Raw genomic sequence first — 19,208 nt, 5'->3', positions numbered from 1 at the left:
CTGTTGGTCGTTACCGTCACATCCAATGTCGTCCACATGTCCTTGTCCAAACAGTTGGACCATACTATGGGCGATTCCGTCGGACCTTGTAAACCACCGACGTTCCCTTGATTTGGTGTATATGGTGTAAACCAGCCAACCACTTCTCCTACATTTGGAGTCACCAATGTCGCTGCTCCCGTCGTTATGTCTATCGTATAAAGTCCCATGCTGCTCGGATCATAGCATTGGAACCAGTAGAACGTTCCCGTGTTGTGATCGAATCCGCCACATTGTACATAATTACATCCTTGTCCGGTTGACCCTATCAGGGTGCATGAACCATTTTCCAGGTCGATCGCATAGAAATTACCTGTCGTGATCGCCACTCCGTAGGCCTCTCCCTCGAGGTTTATTCCGAATGCCATGATCGATTGTCCCAGACTTCCCAATGTCGTTACACTTCCATCTGCAAGATTTACCGTATAAAGCACTCCGCTCGCTATACCATACATCGTATTGTTTGCATAGTTGTATGCCATCTCCATCATTGGTGTTGATACCGGGAAACTTTCAAGAACTGTTCCTGTTGCAGGATCTATATGATAGAACATGTTATCACTGCTGTAAGAGTAGAATATGCCATCATAGTACTCTCCTCCTCTGTCTGCCGGCAATGTCGTTATCGCTGTCGCTCCGGCTCCTATGTTTTCAAGATCGAATGACGAATATGCTGTTGGCCAGTTCAATCCATAGATATTGTTCGCATATCCTATATTGCTGCGCACCATTCCTTTACTGAACTCTCCGGTATATGCTTTTCCTCCTTCAAGCGATTCTGTCTCGTATGCCACATATCCCTCTTCCGGTACAAACGGTTTCGCATTATTCACCTTCGGTTCATTCATCCACACTATTTCGCTCTCTCTGTTGCCTCCATACACACATGACACTCCCCATTTATACACTCCGGCTTCCGTCGTTCCCCAGCTCATGTCCATGAATACAGTATCAAATGTGCTTCCCAACAGTTCCACCGTCTCCTCGTTGTACTCTTCTACGTAACAGTTGGTTCTATATACGTTGTAGTTCTGCAATGCTCTCATTCCTCTTGCTGCCTCCTCAGGAACTCCTGCCACTGTAACCTTCGCATTCGGATCACTCGTCAACACTCCTCCTACTGCCCTGTTCTCGTATTCTATCTCCTCTCTTACCACATCACTCGACAACGTTGCCACCGAGCCTCTTCCATTGTCAACATATCCTCTTATCATCCACGTATATGGCAATCCCAATGCTGCTATGTCTTCCCATGTGGTCCCGTCCGTCGATATCCATCTGCCGTTCGGATTTCCCGTGTCGTTACAACACGCCGCCACATATTGTCCGTTGTCGTTGTTCAACACTATCCACATCGATTGTGTCGGATCTATCGGCAACACTGACGAAAGCTCTACTTCAACAAAGTCAGATGATCCCGTGTTCGTGTATGCCTCCGTGTGTATCAGTGTTCCGGGCGATGTCGTTCCTCCCTGATAAATCAGGATATTTCCAGTATGGGCCGTGTAGTCGAACATGCTCACCTTGTACAGACTGTATCCCTCATATCCTGCCATCATATTTGCAGGGAACATTATTCCCCAGTAGAACGGTCCTCCGGCTGTCAATCCTACGGCGTCCACATTCACTCCGTCATCATAGTATATCCATCCCGGTTGTGCCGGCTCCGGCTGATCCGTGAAGTTGATGTAGTCCACATACATCGCATCCTCTCCTGAGGACAAAGATCCGTCTTTCGTGTATTCCCATCTGAACGTGTGCTCGCCTTCCGTTATATCATATTCTCTCTTAGACCAGTTGCCTTCTCCCGTGAATGACCCCTTCTGTACTCCGTCTATGTAGAAGTATCCGTTATCCCAACTGCTCTCGCATGATATCCTTACATAAAAACTCACCAATCCGTCTCTCGGTATGTCCACCGTCACTTCCACTGCTGAGGTCGTACCGTCAACTCCGTTGTTCGTTGACTTCATGCAGTATGTTCCTTCGTATGGATTCGTCGTCGTTATGTCCCACGGATAACTCGACACTTCGTTGTTCCACGGGAACATGCTGAAGTCTCCCGTCTCAAAGTCTTCTATCAATGCACTCATCATGCTCCAGCTCCAGCTTACCTTCACCATCTCGTCGCTCACCTCTTCCGCTATCACTTCCGCTACAGGATTATACTCTTCATTCATCACAAAATTGATGTCCGGCGTCTCCACGTCATAGACTATGGCTACCGTTCCCTCATAGTTCGCATTCTGATAACCGGCTTTTGTTGCAACTCCTTCATATTCTCCGGCAAGGATCTCTCCGTTATATGTTCCGTTCGATCCCGTGGTGAAACTGAATGTCTGTTCGACTCCGTATTCATCCAATCCCGTGAATGTCACTGTGGCTCCTTCTATTGTCGTCAGGCTGTCCTGTTCAAACACCGTTCCGCTTACAATTCCGTTGCCGCTTACCTTGACAAGAACCGTATTGGACATATCGGATTCTCCCTCGTCATATACTGCAGTCACGTTGAACTCATAGCCTTCCATATTGTATGTCAGACCTTCCACATCGTATGAATTCGTTGTCACCACTGCATCATTGATCTTTACGCCGTCCTGATAGACGTTATATCCGCGCATCGATTTAGCGTTACGATCCTGCACTGCTGTCCAGCTCAACTCTGCAGCTTCGCCTTCATAGAGTTCGTAATCGGCAGCAACAAGGTCCTGAGGAATATTCAACGTGGTGGTGAATCCCCACACCTCACCTGTTGTGGTACCTGCTGAGTTACGTAAATTAACCTGCCAGAAATAGTTCTTGTTGTTGAGCAGGGTTCCTGTTGAATAACTCTCTGCCAAATCGCCTGTCCAATCAACGAGTACTTCAGTAGGAGGATAAGTAGTTCCCATCAAAAGCTGATATTCTGATGTGTATTCTCCAAGTTTCCATCTCAGTGTAATAGGTGTGGAAACACCGCCCTGACCGTTGGCAGGATTAGGTTCGTATGCCATTTCCGGGACCGGGACCGGTTCAACGTTGATGTCAACTGTAAAGTTGTCATCTGTTGAAGATGCCACTATATAATATGTACCGGGTACAAGATGCATGTTTTCAACACCATTAGCTACAACATCTCTTGATCTGCCTGCACTCAAAGTAACATCATCCAAATCCAAGAAGTATTCATCCGATACATTGAAGTGTCTTATTGCTATATACACTTCTTGTCCTGCGTATGCACTCAGGTCAACAGTCTTAAAATACCAAGTACCCTGATCACGTGTTCCACGCATTCCTTTTGCTCCACTTTCAGCTCCACTCTTGGCTGTCAATGTTTCTTCCCAAATCGTTGTGAAATCTGCAGCAGAAGTATTCCCTGTCGTTGATATCGCTACTCCATAGTGCTCAGCTGCATACAGATTATCCTGTGCACATACATAGAATGAAAGTGTAGAACTATTACCTATCATGTATTTCTCTGCTGTTACAAGATAGTTGTCCGGAGTCAAAACTCCATACGTATTGTCGTATGATTGTGAGAATGCACAATATTGACTTTCATGTCCGTATCCAGGACCAAGAACATCTATTGAGTTAAACCATGTGAGACCGTCACCATCAGCATCAATGTTAGTCCAGCCTGTCAATGTTCCGTCTTCGAAATCGAAATAGAATTCGTCAGCTTCAACTATTTGACCGGCACCGGGACCAATTTCAGGACCTGTATAGTTGTTGTCAATGCCGGGACCCGGTTGTCCGCCAAAATCTTCTGCATAAACAGCTACTTTTGGATTCTCTCCTGTTGAAACAACAGCTGTGAGAAGTTTGTCTTCATCAACAGTTACTTTATAGACAGCATCATTACCATCAAGATTTTCACCGGGTAACTGATAGTTGTCATACACTCCTGATACATTGGTCGTATATGGGAATGATGAAACAACCTGTGCCAACTCCCATACGTCCGGACATACAGGGTCGTATGCAATTGCTGTCAAATCATACATATTAACAGCTCTGTCATCTGTATAAGCTATCACAAGTTGTGCATTAACAGCTCCGGCTGTCGTGCTCCCTGTGGCTATCTCAAAACCGACTTCTTCACCATAGTTCAACACCATAGGTGTCTCGATTCCTTCAACCGAGAAGAATGAATTTGTAGGTTCTATAGCATTGATAGTCGCCGGAGCTCCAAGATTAGATACGTTCACTTCCAAAGGACGCATCCATGCTCCGTTGGGGCGATAACCCAAATCCATAGTGGATGGATTTACTGTAATCTCTGCACCATCAGGAAGTGTCATGTCAAATTTGACATTGGCTGCATAACTTGATCTGGTACCTGTTCCTGTCGGATATTCGGCATAAGACAAATTAGAATCATTTTGACGATACAACACTGCATTTGAAGTAGATGTATAATAATACTGCAATCCTGACGTCCAATCATCACATGTCTTAGCTACGACAACCACTAAATTGTTCGTAGCATCATAGAAATAAGGAGTATCCAAGGTAAATGTCTGCCATCCTGTAGATGAGCCTACGGTGACATCAGTGCCTGAATATACCAATGTCAGTTCACTTTCCGGTTGCCAGTCTGACGTTGAAGAATGTGAACTTCTGCTTGTAACACCCAAATAAATTTTAAGTGTCGTAAATGGCAATGCTGAAGCAGTAGCGCAATTATAGGAAATTGCATTGATTGTTCCTGGCATTGCAAAACTACTCGCCGGATAGATTGTCTCATTCCACGAGTTTTTGTAAAAATTGTTGAACGGCGCATTATAACTCGACGACGTTCCATTGCCAACGATAATTTCATCGGCTTGTGCTGCAAATGGTGAGATGAACACCAGTAGCAACAAAATTCCTAAAAACTTTCGCATTTTTAAAAATGATTAGTTAAACAATAATTTTTTTCAAAAAGTTCGCAAAGATACTTATTAAATTTTTTATGTGCAATATTTTTTATTCACTATTTTGTAAATTTTATGGATACAAATAGGATACAGATAAGACAAAAATGGATACAAATAGGATACATTGAATAAATTATTGTTAATAATCAACAATATAATTTATAAATTAAAATTCAGAAAGAAAAGTAAAAAGGGACTCTTCTGTATTACTTATACCAAGAGTTTTACGTAATCTGTTTTTTGCTATTCGGGCACTGTTGGGTTCTATATTATTTATTTCAGCTATATCTTTCGTACTCATATTCAATCGTACCATGGCACACAGTCTTAACTCATTCTGTGTCAATTCAGGATACATTTTGTGCAGATTATTATAAAAATCCGGATGTATATATAGAAAATATTTGTCGAAATCTGTAAGTACATCATCACTGACTGTATCTTTCAATGATTTGACAATACGGGACATTATCTCCTTAGATATTTTATCTTTCAATTCTATATTTTTCATCTCTCCAACAATCTCATTAATAATCTTGTCTCTTTCCATTTTTTTAGATAACAATTCAGCTACTTCTTTATTTTTGAGTTCCAATACCTTATTGATTTCAGCAAGTTCTTTAATCTTGATACCTATTATTCTGTTCTTTTTTGATATTATGACTATCAACAACACTATCAGCAACACTACAATAATCCAAAACAATACAACAGACATAATATATTGTGTCTTATAATCATACAAAAAATTAGACAGTGTACCACCACCAGTAGCATTGTATCTATCCGTTAACAACAGGCATGTTATAAAAGACAATAATGGCTTCATAATGATATAATATGAAATTCAACATATTTCATTTTACGGCAAAGATAAAAAAAAAGCGTTAACCATTTCATTAGTTAACGCTTAAAAGTAGTTAAAATAATTTAACCTACATGTATATTATCATTTACTAATTTCATAATCTTCTCATTATCAGAACCAAGCTCTTCACGAAGATTGGCATCGTTAAAGTTTTTGAGATATTTTATAAGGTAATCCACTATATTATCTGAAAAGACTCCTTTTGCAGTATATATCTCACGATCTTTAGCGAGTTCCTCAGCAGCTTTGACACATGAATCAGGAAGTTGTTCAAGAGATTCTTGCAATTCCTTATTACTATTATCATGGATATTGACACCGAGTCCGACATAAGTCTTTTCTGCAACTTGAAGAGCATCAGGACATTCAAGACCATAACGTGCTGCTGCACACAGAGCTGCCATTAGAAGATAAATATCGGCACAACCATCAGAAGCGCGCCATTCAAAAGTTTGTTTGTCACTGAAGTCTTTATTGCTGTGTTTCTCAAGAGGATTACAATCAGCAACCATATCTTTGCCATTATTAATCCACCCAAGCGGTACACGAACGAGAGCACTTCTGTTGGAGAACGACCAGCAGAGTGATGTCGGAGCTTCCTGATGAGGCACCAAACGAAGGAATGACAATGGGTTTGGATTACCAAAAGCCGGAAGTGAAGTACCTGCCATCATAAATCCGGCAATTGCCTTCTTGCATTCATCTGTCAATTCACCATTATTAACCATCATGGATTTACCATCTTTAGTGAACTTGCAGTGTACATGCATACCGCTACCCGCTTTGCCGACTGTAATCTTAGGTGCAAAAGTAATTGTAACACCATATTGATAAGCCAACTGACGCATAATCCATTTGGCAACAACCAGTTGATCAGCAGCATCTTCAATATTAGTAGGTAAAAATTCTATTTCATTTTGTTCATAAATCTTTCCATTTTGAGTAAAGTTCCCAACTTCGGAATGACCATATTTTATAAGACCACCGGCTTGTGCAATAAGTCTCATTGCCTCAGTACGAAAATCAGTAAACTTGTTAAAAGGAGCACTCTCATGGTATCCCTTCTGGTCCGGGACCTGATAAATATCTTCATCATCAGCAATAACATAATATTCGAGTTCTCCCATTGTCTCCATTGTCATGCCTGTAGTATCTCTGAATACCTTATGGGCTTTACGCAAAATATATTCCGGAGAACTTTCAAAAGGCTCGCCGTCACGATTGTAGAAAGAACACAATATATCGAGAGTAGGTACTTCAGCAAAAGGATTACGGAATGCCGTTCTATACTTAGGCACCACATAAAGATCGCTTTTTCCTGCCTCAATAAAAGGGAACAAACTTGATCCGTCAACACGTTCTCCTGCCGACAATATGTTATCAAGATGCGCTGCACTATGAATTACGAAATTCAAGGTCTTCAGTTTACCATCCCATCCACAATAATGAAAATTGATAAATTCTATCTCATTTTCTTCACAATAACGAATAATGTCTTGTCGAGTAAACTCAGCTGCCGGTTTTTGCAAGTACTGAACCAACAGATTGGGATTCATTTGAATATTTACATCCATGATTTATATTATTTAGTTCTTTTCATCATTTTCCGCACAAAGATAACACTTATTTCATTGATACAAATGAAAACGTTAAAATTTTGTTTGGACAGCATTTAATTTTTCAAACTCTCGAAATATCTGTCAAGCAATTGATTAGCACCTATATAAGCACTGATTTTTTTTGAAAGCACATTATGTTCCACATCCGGAAGCATATCTTTCACAGCAGAGTCCTGAAAAAAACGTTGTTTCAGAGTCTGTTCTATGGTATCGAGCATCATCTGGACCTCCTGGGCAGCTCTTTTTTTCAATAAATAGCCCGACTGACGTATTGCGTCAACATGATTTTGTACCATTTGCCACACCTCAACAATATTATAATGTGTCAACGCAGAACAAGTCATAACCTTGACATCCTGTCCTGATTCAGCGACAGGGAACAGATGTACAGCATTTTTAATCTCAGCCATTGCACGATTGGCACGTTGTATATTATCGCCGTCAGCCTTATTAACGACAATACCGTCAGCCATTTCCATAATACCACGTTTGATACCTTGCAATTCATCTCCGGCACCACCTATTAATATAAGCAAAAAGAAATCCACCATGGAATATACCGCTGTCTCCGACTGTCCCACCCCCACTGTCTCGATAAAAACCGTATCGAAACCGGCAGCTTCGCATAATATGGCAGCTTCTCTTGTCTTACGTGCCACACCTCCCAAAGTACCTGCTGATGCTGAAGGTCGAATATAGACATTGGGTTGTTGCGACAATTCTTCCATACGAGTCTTGTCCCCCAAAATACTGCCTTTGGAACGCTGGCTGCTCGGGTCTATAGCGAGTACTGCAAGTCGTTTACCCTGGCGGCACAGCTCCATGCCCAAAGCCTCTATGAATGTACTCTTTCCAGCACCCGGAACACCGGTGATACCCAAACGCAATGCATTTCCTGAATGAGGCAGACAAGCTGCAATAATATCTTGTGCCAAACTCTGATGTGATGGCAATACACTTTCTATCAAGGTAATAGCCTTGCTAAGCATCACTACATCACCAGATAAAATACCATCGACATAATCTTTTACAGGTAACAACTGTTGTCTTTTCGACTTCAATCGTTCCAACGCCTTAGGATTGACTTGAATAGGCTGTTCTATCCCCTCATTGACTTGAAGAGCTGAATCCCATTCATGTATTTGATTCTCGAAATGATCTTCTTTCATATCGCAAAGATATATGTTTTAACCGAAGCTTCCGGTTTTTAACAGGATTTATTTTCATAAAAAGACAAAATTTTTTAAAAAGTATTGTTCGATTTAAAAAAAATAGTAACTTTGCAGCTGCAAAATGATGCTTCCTTAGCTCAGTTGGTAGAGCAATTGACTCTTAATCAATGGGTCCAGGGTTCGAATCCCTGAGGGAGTACAGTTTAGGCCCCAATATATTGGAATACAATAGATTGGGGTTTTAATTTTGAAAATTAAACTTGATATCAATAAAAAACATCCAATTCATTTAACAAATTTTAGTCTTATTTAGTATTAAACAAACATATTGCATGTTTATAAACAACCTTACAATTTCCATTTGAAACAATACTACAACAAATTTTTCATAAACTGTTTGTAACCGATACAAAATTCAATTTTTCATTCTTATACTGAAAAAGCAAATCCAATCTCTCATGAACAATAGTTTTTTTCTTTATTTCAAAATATATTTCAACATCTTTTTTGTTTCATATCATTACTTCATAAATAAAAAAACACATGAATTGTTTTCCATTTTCAATAATAAAAAATAAATTACCTTAAAAAATATATATTTTACACATAATAATTAAAATAAATCATAATAATACATATAAATCACACAATTAATGTAAAAAACACTGCAACAATAAGTCCGACGAAAAAGAAAAATCATAAAGACAAAGACTATTTACATAATTTTTATTGTATATTATTGATTATAAACATATTAAATATATTAAAGCAAAGAAATCGAGCAAATATTTCACTTTTTTTGACAGTAATTCAAATTTTTTTGTTTAATTTTGTATGTTAGTTTTATTGCCAACAAATTTGTCAAAAATGGAAAAAACGAAAGTATTGTTTATACATCAAGAAATAATGCCGTACCTGCAAAAGACCGACATGTCATTAATTGGAAGAAATCTTCCGCAGGGCATACAGGAAAAGGGCAAGGAAATACGTATTTTCATGCCACGTTTCGGCATTATCAACGAACGCAGGAATCAGTTGCATGAAGTCATACGCCTTTCCGGTATGAACATGATTATCAACGATACGGATCATCCGTTGATAATCAAAGTAGCTTCTATACAGAAAGCCAGAATGCAAATATATTTTATTGATAATGACGATTTGTTCAGCAACCGTAAATTTACCGTACTTGACAAAAACAACAACTATTTTGAAGACAACGATGACAGAACTATATTCTTTTCGCGCGGTGTTATTGAAACAGTAAGGAAGCTGAACTGGTCACCGGATATTATTCATTGTCACGGATGGATTTCAAGTTTAGTCCCGTTATATATCAAACGGTCATATAAGGACAATCCGTTATTCAACGAGTCGAAAATAGTTTATTCAATTTACAATGACGATTTCCCTGGAGAGTTCAGTAACGACTATGATACAAAACTCAAAATGCCGGGAATAATGGTTAAAGACTTGAAATGGCTTAAATCGCCAACCTATGTAAATATCACAAAATCAGCCTTAGACTTTTCAGATGCCATCATTATAGCTAGTGAAAACATCAATCCCGAAATAGAAGAATATGCAAGATCGTTAAAAAAACCGCTGCTTGAATACCAACCGAAAGAAAATTACGTTGATGCTTACAATGAGTTTTACGATACATATCTGTGCAAAAAATGAAGAAAATAATGACTTTGAAAAATTTTATGTTTTTACTCTTGGTGATATGTTCTGTAAGTATCATCTCTTGTAAAAAAGTACCGGAACGGATAGGAAATACCATTCAACCTGAAAGCAGTTATATAAGAGTCTCATTCACAGGGACACAGGATATCTATGCCGAGACTCAAAGAGTAGATTCACTAAGTACAAAGAGTGCCAATTACATGTTGCTCGGCGATATGTACGACCCTGTTTTCGGCAATTCCAACCTCGGTTTTTACACACAATTGTCGCTTACCACCAATGGTCATGAATGGGGCGAAAATCCCGTAGCTGATTCTGTAGTTCTTCAACTTACTTATTCCAACTATTATGGTGATACTACTCAACAACAAATTGTAAGAGTTTATGAGATAGCAGAGGACATGATAGATACCACCTATTATTCCAATACCATATTAGAATGCGGGGATGAAATAGGTTATCACCAGTTCTTTCCGAGACCGAAGACTTTTTCCAACTTTGAATATGACACTATAAATACGGCAGTATTGCGTATTCCCATTGACACGATGGTAGCACATCATTTTTTCCATGATGAAGAAGCCAACTTCACATCCAACACGGCATTTACCGATTATTTTAAAGGTATACATTTGAAATGTGACAATACCGGAGGTACCGGCTCTATATGTTATTTCAACATAACAAACAGTAATACTTACATGAGGGTGTACTACCATAACGACAGCGACACCTCATTTTACGATTTCGACGTCACTACATCTAACATAAGATACAACTATTTCGAACACGACTATGAAGCTGCTGTTTCACCTATAAGATTCAACGACAGCACAGACAACCGATATCTGTTTCTTCAGGGAGCGGCAGGAACAAGAGCATTCATTAAATTTCCGAACCTTGCACAATGGGCTGCTAACCTTAATACCAATGTCCTTGTCAATGAAGCCAAATTAATTATGAAAAGTGCTCCTGCGGTGATAGACGGAGCCATAAACGATACAGCTACATTCCGACCTCCTACACAATTAGTGGTTGTAAAAGTTAATGCCGACGGAAGCTATTCAACTTTGCCGGATCAATATGTAGGCACCAATTACTATGGCGGTACATTCAAAAACGGAGAGGTGTGGTTCAGAATATCTGAATACATACAAGATCTGATCCTTGCAGGACCTGATGCCGAGAACTACGGGATATATCTCTATGTCAATGCCGGTTCTTATAATCCGAGTCGCTGGGTGCTCAACGGTCCCGACTATGCAGATACGACTTCAATGCTGAGATTAGACCTTATTTATTCTGAAATAGATGATTAAATTATTACATTATGAGAAAATTATTTTTAATATTTTGTATTTTAATAGGAATGACGACACAAGCACAAGAAAAAGAGACAATGGTATTGATAAAAACCAATTATGGCAATATCAAAGTTAAATTGTATAATGACACACCATTACATAGAGATAATTTCATCAAACTCGTAAAAGAAGGCTGGTATGAAAATTCTCCGTTCCACCGTGTGATAAACAACTTTATGATACAGGGCGGCGGCAATGCCGATGGTAGAGAAAATAACGGATATACCATACCTGCAGAATTCAAAAGCAACCATTTCCATAAAAAAGGCGCTCTTGCCGCAGCGAGACTCGGAGACCAGGTAAACCCAAAGAAAGAATCAAGCGGTTGTCAGTTTTATATTGTGCAAGGACAGGTTTACACTCCTCAAATGTTGAACATGTTCTCACAAAGATATGGCAAGAAATTTTCTGAAGAACAAATAGAGACATATACTACAATAGGCGGAACTCCTCATTTGGACGGAGACTATACCGTATTTGGAGAAGTAGTAGAAGGTCTCGATGTGGTGGATAAGATAGCCGCAGTAAAGACAGGATATGGTGATGTGCCGGTGACTCCGGTTAAAATGACAATGGAAATTGTAGAACAATAATTACGATTTACTAAATCAAAATATCATACGCACCTTTGAAATATAATCGTATTTCAGAGGTGCTCTTTATATATGTGTGTTATTTTTAATATCCACCTTATTCTGTAGAGACGCCATAATATGTTGTTTTACAATATGCTGTCAAAATAATATTGTGTCTTAAAAAAATCATGTTATTTTGTAACAAAAAAGATATTTTTTCGTCTTAGGTGTAAAGACTTTTTCCGTAGCGCGCACGGTTGACTGTCTATAACAGATTAAATACATTTTTAATTTAAAAAGGAGAATAAAATGAAAAAGTATGTGTTTTTGCTTGCGGTGGTGTTTTGTTGCAGATTGGCTTATGCAGAAAACTTGGAAAAGTTTTTGAACAGTTTTTCAGATAAAACCGGTGTGGAAAAGGTAAAGATAGGTCCTCTGGTGATGAAAACCTCCGGTATCTTTACAGAAACAAAGGGGATTAGCAGCATTGAGATACTAGATTTGTCGGAATGTCAAGATGATGTAAAGGAAAATTTCCGAAACGGTTTACGCACAATAAAAGATTCCAAATATGAGCCTTTGCTTGTCGTGAAAGACGATAATGAAATGGTTCGAATCCTGATACGGACAAAGAAAGATGTTATTCAGGAATTGGTGATTGCAACATACGATGAAGAGGATATGGTTTTGATACGCATAAAAGGCAAAATAAAGCCTAAAGATGTAGAAAAAATAATAGAAGAGAATCGATAATGGATGTGGAAAACTTCAAACGCAAATACTTGCCTTTGCATGCCAAATTATTTCGTATAGCCTTTATTCTGGTGGAAAACAAGGAAGATGCAGAAGATATTTTACAAGATGTATATTTTAAACTTTGGACAAAACGGGATGAATTGGATGTTGTCAAAACTCCGGAAGCATTTTGCGTAACGTTGGTAAAAAATGCCTGTCTTGATTTCATGCGCTCTGCCCGTCGGTCGTATGACGCCGTTGATGCAGGCAAAATAGATGTTCTTGTTGACGACACTACGCCTGAACAGGAAACCGAGATTCACGATAAAGTTGTACGAGTGCAGGAACTGATAAATCGTTTACCTCAAAACCAACGGCAAATATTGCGTCTGCGAAGTATAGATGATTGTACGATGGAAGAAATTGAACAAATAACAGGATTGACCGCAGTGAACATACGTGTATTGCTTACACGGGCACGAAAAACATTGCGTGAACAAATAAAACTATTGTATGGACAAGAATAATAGAAAAATGGAAAACTTGGATGAGTTACTTGACAAAACGCTTGCAGTAGAACAAGAATTGCCGGAAGGCTTGTCTGAGCGTTTGGAAAAGCAAATCGACACATGGGCAAAGGCAGAGAGACAACAAAAACGATTGCTTACTCGTCGTTGGATATACTGGGTAAGCGGAATTGCCGCAACTATATTACTGACTATAGGAATATTCCGTTATGATGCTTATGAAAAAGAGCAAAAAACAAATGCCCGTGAGTTAGCCGATGCCACAATAACAGCCCAAAATGCCTTGCAACTCTTTTTCAACAATTTTAATAAAGGTATTATGCAAATAGATAATGTAAACCGAAAAGTGGATAAAGTAAATGAATTATTAATCGAAAAATTAAATTATTGAATATGAAAAATTTTAGCACAATGAAATTATTGATGGCAATATTGTTTTTTGTTTTTGGAACGTTTGTTTGTCAGGCACAGGACAATTTTTTTGAAAAATACGAAGACATGGACGGTGTGACGGTTGTAAGCATTTCTCCGGAAATGTTACAACTAATGTATGCCATGAAAACAGATGAAGATGGTTTGGATTTAGCAGAAATGGAAATCACAGGAATGCAGATTTTATCAACCGAACGTAAAGATATACGAGACCAGATGAAAGCTGACTTTTCAAAAATGATAGATATGACGGATTATAAAGAAATAATGCGTATAAAAGATGATGAAAGTAATGTGATTTTTTATACTCTGCAGAAAGGAGATATAATAAATAAAATGATTATGCTGTCAGAGGAACAGGATGAATGCACTATTATCATTTTGTCTGGAAATTTTACAATGCAAGTAACAATGCAAGTAGCGAAAAGCATGTCAGGTATAAATTGACATCGAGTTAAATGAATATAAAGAAGACTGGGGCGGAAATGAATCCGGCTCAGCCTTTTTCCATAAAAACAAATATGTAAAAATAATTTATTGAAATTGTTTCTTATTATCAACAGCAGGACAAAATACCATTGGTATCCTGAAGTCTTAAAATTCACTCATTATATTTTGAAAATAAAGATTAAATATACATAAATCAAGCAGATGGCTTACAAATTTTTGTATTGATAATGAATTATTTACACGACTTGACACATACCGATGATTATTTTATCTTCTTTAATAAAATCTTGATTATAAACAAGTTAAGATGCCATGACATGAACTTCTACGAATAAAATGCAAAAGGTTGTTTATTACTAAAAGACATCTTGTTGTGTAACAAAGTAATAGAGAAGCTTAAACGAACCTTATTTCAATTCGAGAATCTGTTTAGCTGCATCTTTAGTGTTCACATTAGTAATGATATTTTCCACAGTACCATCCGGAGCGAGGATAAAAGTAGTCCTGACAACACCGAAACAAGTTTTGCCACACATTTTTTTCTCACCCCAGACACCGAAATACTCGATAAGATTCTTATCCTGGTCTGAAATCAACGGGAAGTTAAGATTTTGTTTAGCAATAAAGTTTTGATGTGATTTTGCCGAGTCTTTGCTGACGCCCACCACGGCATAACCGGCATCTTTAAGGTCATCGAGTCCGTCGCGCAAGGAACATGCCTCGGCAGTACAGCCCGGAGTACTGTCTTTAGGATAAAAATACAATATTATTTTCTTCCCTCCGAAGTCACTAATTTTCACTTCTTTACCATTTTGGTCCAATCCCAGGACCTCAGGTGCTTTATCTCCGATTTTCAACATAAATTAGTTTTTTTAATTCTACATATAATAAATTATCTGTTTTACATATAACACCAATAAGTTTAAAAAATATAGTTAAATCCAATATAAAACTTCAAGCCATTGCCATCATGTTCATTAAGAGCGTGCGCACATTCTGCCGACACCACAAAACTGCGGTTCATAATGACTTTCAAGCCGGCGCCCATTGAAGTGTGCAAAGACTCTCTTTCTCCGGTATATAACAGATTTTCAACAATTTCAGAAGAATTTTCATCTAAACCGACAAAAGCATTTTCTTGTTCATGAAGTCTATAATCCTTAATAACCATGCCGGCATCGAACAAGAGATTACAGCCGATAATCCAATTTTGATTGATAAACTTAAACCTCAAAGCCCTATAACGCAGTTCTGTATTCAACCAACCCACACCTGCACCAATAACGCTATTACGATTGATGCCTCTTATTGAGGTGATGCCGCCAAGAACCTCGGTAATCATTTTTTTATAAAACATAGTATTCAGATTAGAGACAGCATAAAACGGAATGTTTCCTGCAAGAACACTTTGTACACCAAGACGATAGGCAAAAGTCAGATGGTCATTATATACAGGAACATAATGTTGCAAAATCATGGTAAGAGTAAGATAACTGTAATTCTCTTTATCTATAATATCAGGAGCTGCTGCCAAAGTACCTTCTACATACAAGCCTTTGGCAGGGTCGCTTTCATTATCACGGGTATCATAAATCAAGCCAAGACGCAACTGTGTCACAGAACCTCCATCTTTCTCATTATCTTTTATCAAACCTGTCTTACAATACAATTCATACAAACTTATCTGGTTTTCAATTCCATCCAATCTCACCGTATCTATTTTAATATTATAAAACGCGATACCAGCAGCATAATACAGATTATCAACAAAACCTATGGGATACCTGAAACCGGTAACCACTCTGATTTGCCGACGGTAAAAATTATACAAAAAAGATGAAACAGACGGGTCATCGACAATCTGAACAGGAGAATCCTGATCCAAAGGATTGACATAAGACAGATAAGCATTATCAATAAAAGGAGCAGCATATCCATTGAATCCATAGAACTCATATTTTTTGTCAGTGAGATATGCCACATCCAAAAACAGTTTCGATTTAGGTATAACATTGCCAAAGTCGCCATAAAACCTGAGAATACTGGAGCCTTTGGTATATGTCGATGCCTCGAAATTCATTTTAAAATCATACTTAGGATAATTCTTGCCATTACCATAATTAAAGATATCCGTTGTGATACCATATTGGAATCCGAGGTCAGAGTCGAAACCGACAACAGGAAGAGGGCCAAAGACCCAACCTGTCTTTATGATCTCACCTTTCTCATTATATTTCTTTTCCTTTTTCTTCCCTTCGCGATTTTGAGCATAGCTTACAGTCAACAAAGACAAAGCAATAAAGAAAAACAATATTTTTTTCATAATTTAGATTTTGACATTATTCATTCCCTTCACGAAGAGCCTTATTATAACAACTCCTACAAAGAGGTTCATAAGTATCTGTTTCTCCTAGCACTACAAGTTTATCCACTTTCACTGTACGGTGAGAATACTGAGCAAGACCACCACAGCGCATACAGATGGCATGTACCTTACTTACATCTTCTGCCACAGCCATGAGAGCGGGCATAGGCCCGAAAGGCTTACCGGTATAATCCATGTCAAGTCCGGCGACAATAACTCTAACGCCCTGGTTTGCAAGCGTCTGACACACATTGACAAGTTCATCGTCAAAAAACTGAGCCTCATCTATGCCAATAACATCAACATCATTGGAATAAAATAATATTTGTGAAGCACTTTCAACAACAATAGAATGCAAAGACGATTCATTATGCGAGACGACATCTTCGTCACTGTAACGGATATCGATACTCGGCTTAAAAGTCTCAACTTTCAATTTGGCAATACGGGCACGATTCAGCCTGCGAATCAACTCTTCGGTCTTGCCTGAAAACATCGATCCACACACCACTTCTATCCAACCTTGTGTCCTGTTACGATAATCTTTTTCAAGAAACATGATTACGTATCCGTTTTTTTTATAATTTTGTTCAGTCCACAAAATTAAAAAAATATTTCAATGAACAACACAAGCATGCAGGAAAATAATGGTTTGCCACAACTGAAATCTCTGCTCAGCCGCATGATGGCACAAGTTGACTTTATGATACGTAACGACAGACCTATCAGTCAGTTAGACATAGACGTCATGATGGAAAAGACTAGAGAGTTTTATGATGTCTTATGTTGTATAAACGGCAATAAATGGAATACCCCCGGAGCTGTTTGGTCGGTAAAAAAAGACAATGATGCTTCCACTAATAATGAACATGACAATGATGAAATCTCGCAAAACGAGAAAGGGGAAAGCCATTATTATTCTCTTGACGACATTGACGAAGATGAGTCGGTTGAAGACGAAAAAGAACCGGATGAGAAAGATAATGATATCATCTTCGAATGGAATGAAGAGAAGGAAGAACCAGAGGAAAACAACAACGTATCGTTGAAAACTGAAGAAGAAGCAGGGAATAATGATACGGAAAAGACGACTAATACGATGGTGGATGAGCTTGGGATGAAGGAAGAGAGCAAGAATACGACAGAGGCGTGGGGCGAGGAAAACCAAAATCCCATCATCGAAGAGCATGAGATAAAAATAGAGATATCAACAGAAAATCCCACTGTCGAGGCAACACAACATGTAACAATTGGCGATATATTAGAAAAACAACCGGACAACAGCATTGCATCACAACTACAACGCAAGACCATCAATGACTTACGTACTGCAATAGGCATTAACGAGAGATTCCTGTTCCTCAACGACCTGTTCAAAGGAAGTATGGAGAAATACAACAAATCTCTAAGTGTCTTGAATGAGATCAACAATCTCGATGGAGCTATAATTTACATGCATGAGTTACAGGTTGAGCTGCAATGGGATGAAAACTCATTGGCATACAAGAAGTTAATGAATTTAGTAGAAAGAAGGTTTTAAAAGACTGACAGATGAAACTGTATCTTGTACCTACTCCTATCGGAAATCTTGAAGATATCACATTAAGAGCATTGCGCATCTTGCGTGACGAGGTAGATACTATATTAGCCGAAGACACGAGGACAAGTGGAAATTTGTTGAAGCACTATAACATAAGCAAAAGGATGCAGGCATTTCATCTCAACAACGAGCATCAACAGGTAGGAGCACTTGCCGAACGCATAGCTGCAGGCGAGAGAATGGCACTTGTCACCGATGCCGGCACTCCAGCCATCTCAGATCCAGGCTTTCTCCTTGTACGCGAATGTCTGCGTCTCGGTGTCGAAGTAGAGTGCCTGCCCGGTGCTACGGCATTCGTGCCGGCTCTTGTCAACTCCGGTCTTGCAGCAGACCATTTTATTTTTGAAGGCTTCCTCCCACATAAAAAAGGAAGACAGACTAAAATAAACGAAATAGTAAAATACCATTATACCACTATATTGTACGAATCACCTTTCAGACTGTTGAAAACTTTGCAGCAGCTTGCAGAAACGGCAGGACCGGACCGCCATGTCGCCGTGGCACGAGAACTTACCAAGATACATGAAGAAAATGTCAGAGGCACATTGTCAGAAGTCATAGAGTATTTTTCCAAAAAAGAAATAAAAGGTGAAATCGTCATCGTTCTTGAAGGAGCCAATCAATAAATAACGACTTTATTAAAACCGAAAATACCAAGTATTGATTCTCAAAGTTTTTAGCTGTCATCTATTTCACTTTGTACGGTTATTTTCAATAATTTCATCGCTTTCACAGCGACAAAAGCAGAGTTTAAAAATTCATGTTTTAAACATTGAAAAGTCATAAACTACATTGTAAAAACAACAATTGATAACTGTCTGTCAACATAATTTGAGAAACAAAACTTTTTTTAGTCAAATACAAACTAT

The 19,208-nt window shown here is 38.6% G+C and carries 16 protein-coding genes and 1 tRNA gene; 10 read left to right on the top strand and 7 right to left on the bottom strand.

What is annotated here, in order from left to right; genetic code table 11:
* The 4 genes from ACZOVS_RS06840 to meaB form a co-directional block, all read right to left on the bottom strand.
* Nucleotides 1-4,910, bottom strand: a 4,910-nt coding sequence (locus ACZOVS_RS06840) for a choice-of-anchor J domain-containing protein (protein ID WP_483996489.1), incomplete at its 3' end; no start/stop codon positions are given.
* 199 nt (nucleotides 4,911-5,109) lie between these two features.
* Nucleotides 5,110-5,772, bottom strand: coding sequence for a helix-turn-helix transcriptional regulator (locus ACZOVS_RS06835; protein WP_483996488.1), 663 nt, complete (start codon nucleotides 5,770-5,772; stop codon nucleotides 5,110-5,112).
* A 101-nt stretch (nucleotides 5,773-5,873) separates the two neighbouring features.
* A complete protein-coding gene (locus tag ACZOVS_RS06830; protein WP_483996487.1) occupies nucleotides 5,874-7,385 on the bottom strand; it encodes a glutamine synthetase family protein in 1,512 nt (503 codons plus the stop codon).
* Between the two features lie 98 nt (nucleotides 7,386-7,483).
* On the bottom strand, nucleotides 7,484-8,599 hold the full coding sequence (gene meaB / locus ACZOVS_RS06825) for a methylmalonyl Co-A mutase-associated GTPase MeaB (RefSeq protein WP_483996486.1): 1,116 nt from the start codon (nucleotides 8,597-8,599) through the stop codon (nucleotides 7,484-7,486).
* Nucleotides 8,600-8,728: 129 nt separating this feature from the next.
* Here meaB and ACZOVS_RS06820 point away from each other — a divergent pair.
* The 8 genes from ACZOVS_RS06820 (at nucleotide 8,729) to ACZOVS_RS06785 (ending at nucleotide 14,371) form a co-directional block, all read left to right on the top strand.
* Nucleotides 8,729-8,801: transfer RNA gene (locus ACZOVS_RS06820), tRNA-Lys, on the top strand.
* Nucleotides 8,802-9,469: 668 nt separating this feature from the next.
* Complete coding sequence (locus ACZOVS_RS06815) at nucleotides 9,470-10,285, top strand: glycogen/starch synthase (protein ID WP_483996485.1); 816 nt, start codon at nucleotides 9,470-9,472, stop codon at nucleotides 10,283-10,285.
* Nucleotides 10,282-11,610 (top strand): DUF4270 domain-containing protein, encoded by a 1,329-nt coding sequence (locus tag ACZOVS_RS06810; RefSeq protein ID WP_483996484.1) that lies wholly within the window; start codon nucleotides 10,282-10,284, stop codon nucleotides 11,608-11,610. The genes ACZOVS_RS06815 and ACZOVS_RS06810 overlap by 4 nt, the downstream gene beginning before the upstream one ends.
* A gap of 11 nt (nucleotides 11,611-11,621) precedes the next feature.
* Nucleotides 11,622-12,248, top strand: coding sequence for a peptidylprolyl isomerase (locus ACZOVS_RS06805; protein ID WP_483996483.1), 627 nt, complete (start codon nucleotides 11,622-11,624; stop codon nucleotides 12,246-12,248).
* A 291-nt stretch (nucleotides 12,249-12,539) separates the two neighbouring features.
* The gene (locus ACZOVS_RS06800; protein WP_483996482.1) at nucleotides 12,540-12,983 is read left to right on the top strand and encodes a DUF4252 domain-containing protein; all 444 of its coding nucleotides are present in this window, start codon (nucleotides 12,540-12,542) and stop codon (nucleotides 12,981-12,983) included.
* A complete protein-coding gene (locus ACZOVS_RS06795; RefSeq protein ID WP_483996481.1) occupies nucleotides 12,983-13,492 on the top strand; it encodes an RNA polymerase sigma factor in 510 nt (169 codons plus the stop codon). The genes ACZOVS_RS06800 and ACZOVS_RS06795 overlap by 1 nt, the downstream gene beginning before the upstream one ends.
* On the top strand, nucleotides 13,479-13,883 hold the full coding sequence (locus ACZOVS_RS06790; protein ID WP_483996480.1) for a hypothetical protein: 405 nt from the start codon (nucleotides 13,479-13,481) through the stop codon (nucleotides 13,881-13,883). The genes ACZOVS_RS06795 and ACZOVS_RS06790 overlap by 14 nt, the downstream gene beginning before the upstream one ends.
* A gap of 2 nt (nucleotides 13,884-13,885) precedes the next feature.
* Entirely contained in the window at nucleotides 13,886-14,371 is a 486-nt protein-coding gene (locus ACZOVS_RS06785) for a DUF4252 domain-containing protein (protein WP_483996490.1), read from the top strand.
* 410 nt (nucleotides 14,372-14,781) lie between these two features.
* Here the strand turns inward: ACZOVS_RS06785 and bcp are convergent, their stop codons facing one another.
* From bcp to ACZOVS_RS06770, 3 genes are all read right to left on the bottom strand, one after another.
* Nucleotides 14,782-15,234, bottom strand: a complete 453-nt coding sequence (bcp, locus tag ACZOVS_RS06780) for a thioredoxin-dependent thiol peroxidase (protein ID WP_483996479.1) — start codon at nucleotides 15,232-15,234, stop codon at nucleotides 14,782-14,784.
* 62 nt (nucleotides 15,235-15,296) lie between these two features.
* Nucleotides 15,297-16,697, bottom strand: coding sequence for an Omp85 family outer membrane protein (omp85, locus tag ACZOVS_RS06775; RefSeq protein ID WP_483996478.1), 1,401 nt, complete (start codon nucleotides 16,695-16,697; stop codon nucleotides 15,297-15,299).
* A 16-nt stretch (nucleotides 16,698-16,713) separates the two neighbouring features.
* A complete protein-coding gene (locus ACZOVS_RS06770) occupies nucleotides 16,714-17,298 on the bottom strand; it encodes a thymidine kinase (protein ID WP_483996477.1) in 585 nt (194 codons plus the stop codon).
* A gap of 60 nt (nucleotides 17,299-17,358) precedes the next feature.
* On the opposite strand from ACZOVS_RS06770, the gene ACZOVS_RS06765 reads away from it, so the two are divergent.
* Together ACZOVS_RS06765 and rsmI are read left to right on the top strand one after the other, a co-directional pair.
* Nucleotides 17,359-18,279, top strand: coding sequence for a hypothetical protein (locus ACZOVS_RS06765; RefSeq protein ID WP_483996476.1), 921 nt, complete (start codon nucleotides 17,359-17,361; stop codon nucleotides 18,277-18,279).
* Between the two features lie 11 nt (nucleotides 18,280-18,290).
* The gene (gene rsmI / locus ACZOVS_RS06760; protein WP_483996475.1) at nucleotides 18,291-18,965 is read left to right on the top strand and encodes a 16S rRNA (cytidine(1402)-2'-O)-methyltransferase; all 675 of its coding nucleotides are present in this window, start codon (nucleotides 18,291-18,293) and stop codon (nucleotides 18,963-18,965) included.
* Nucleotides 18,966-19,208: the final 243 nt, after the last annotated feature.

The sequence above is a fragment of the Candidatus Limimorpha avicola genome (assembly GCF_056978975.1).
Note: the sequence above shows the minus strand (reverse complement) of the source record. Positions and strands in the feature narration are given on the sequence as shown.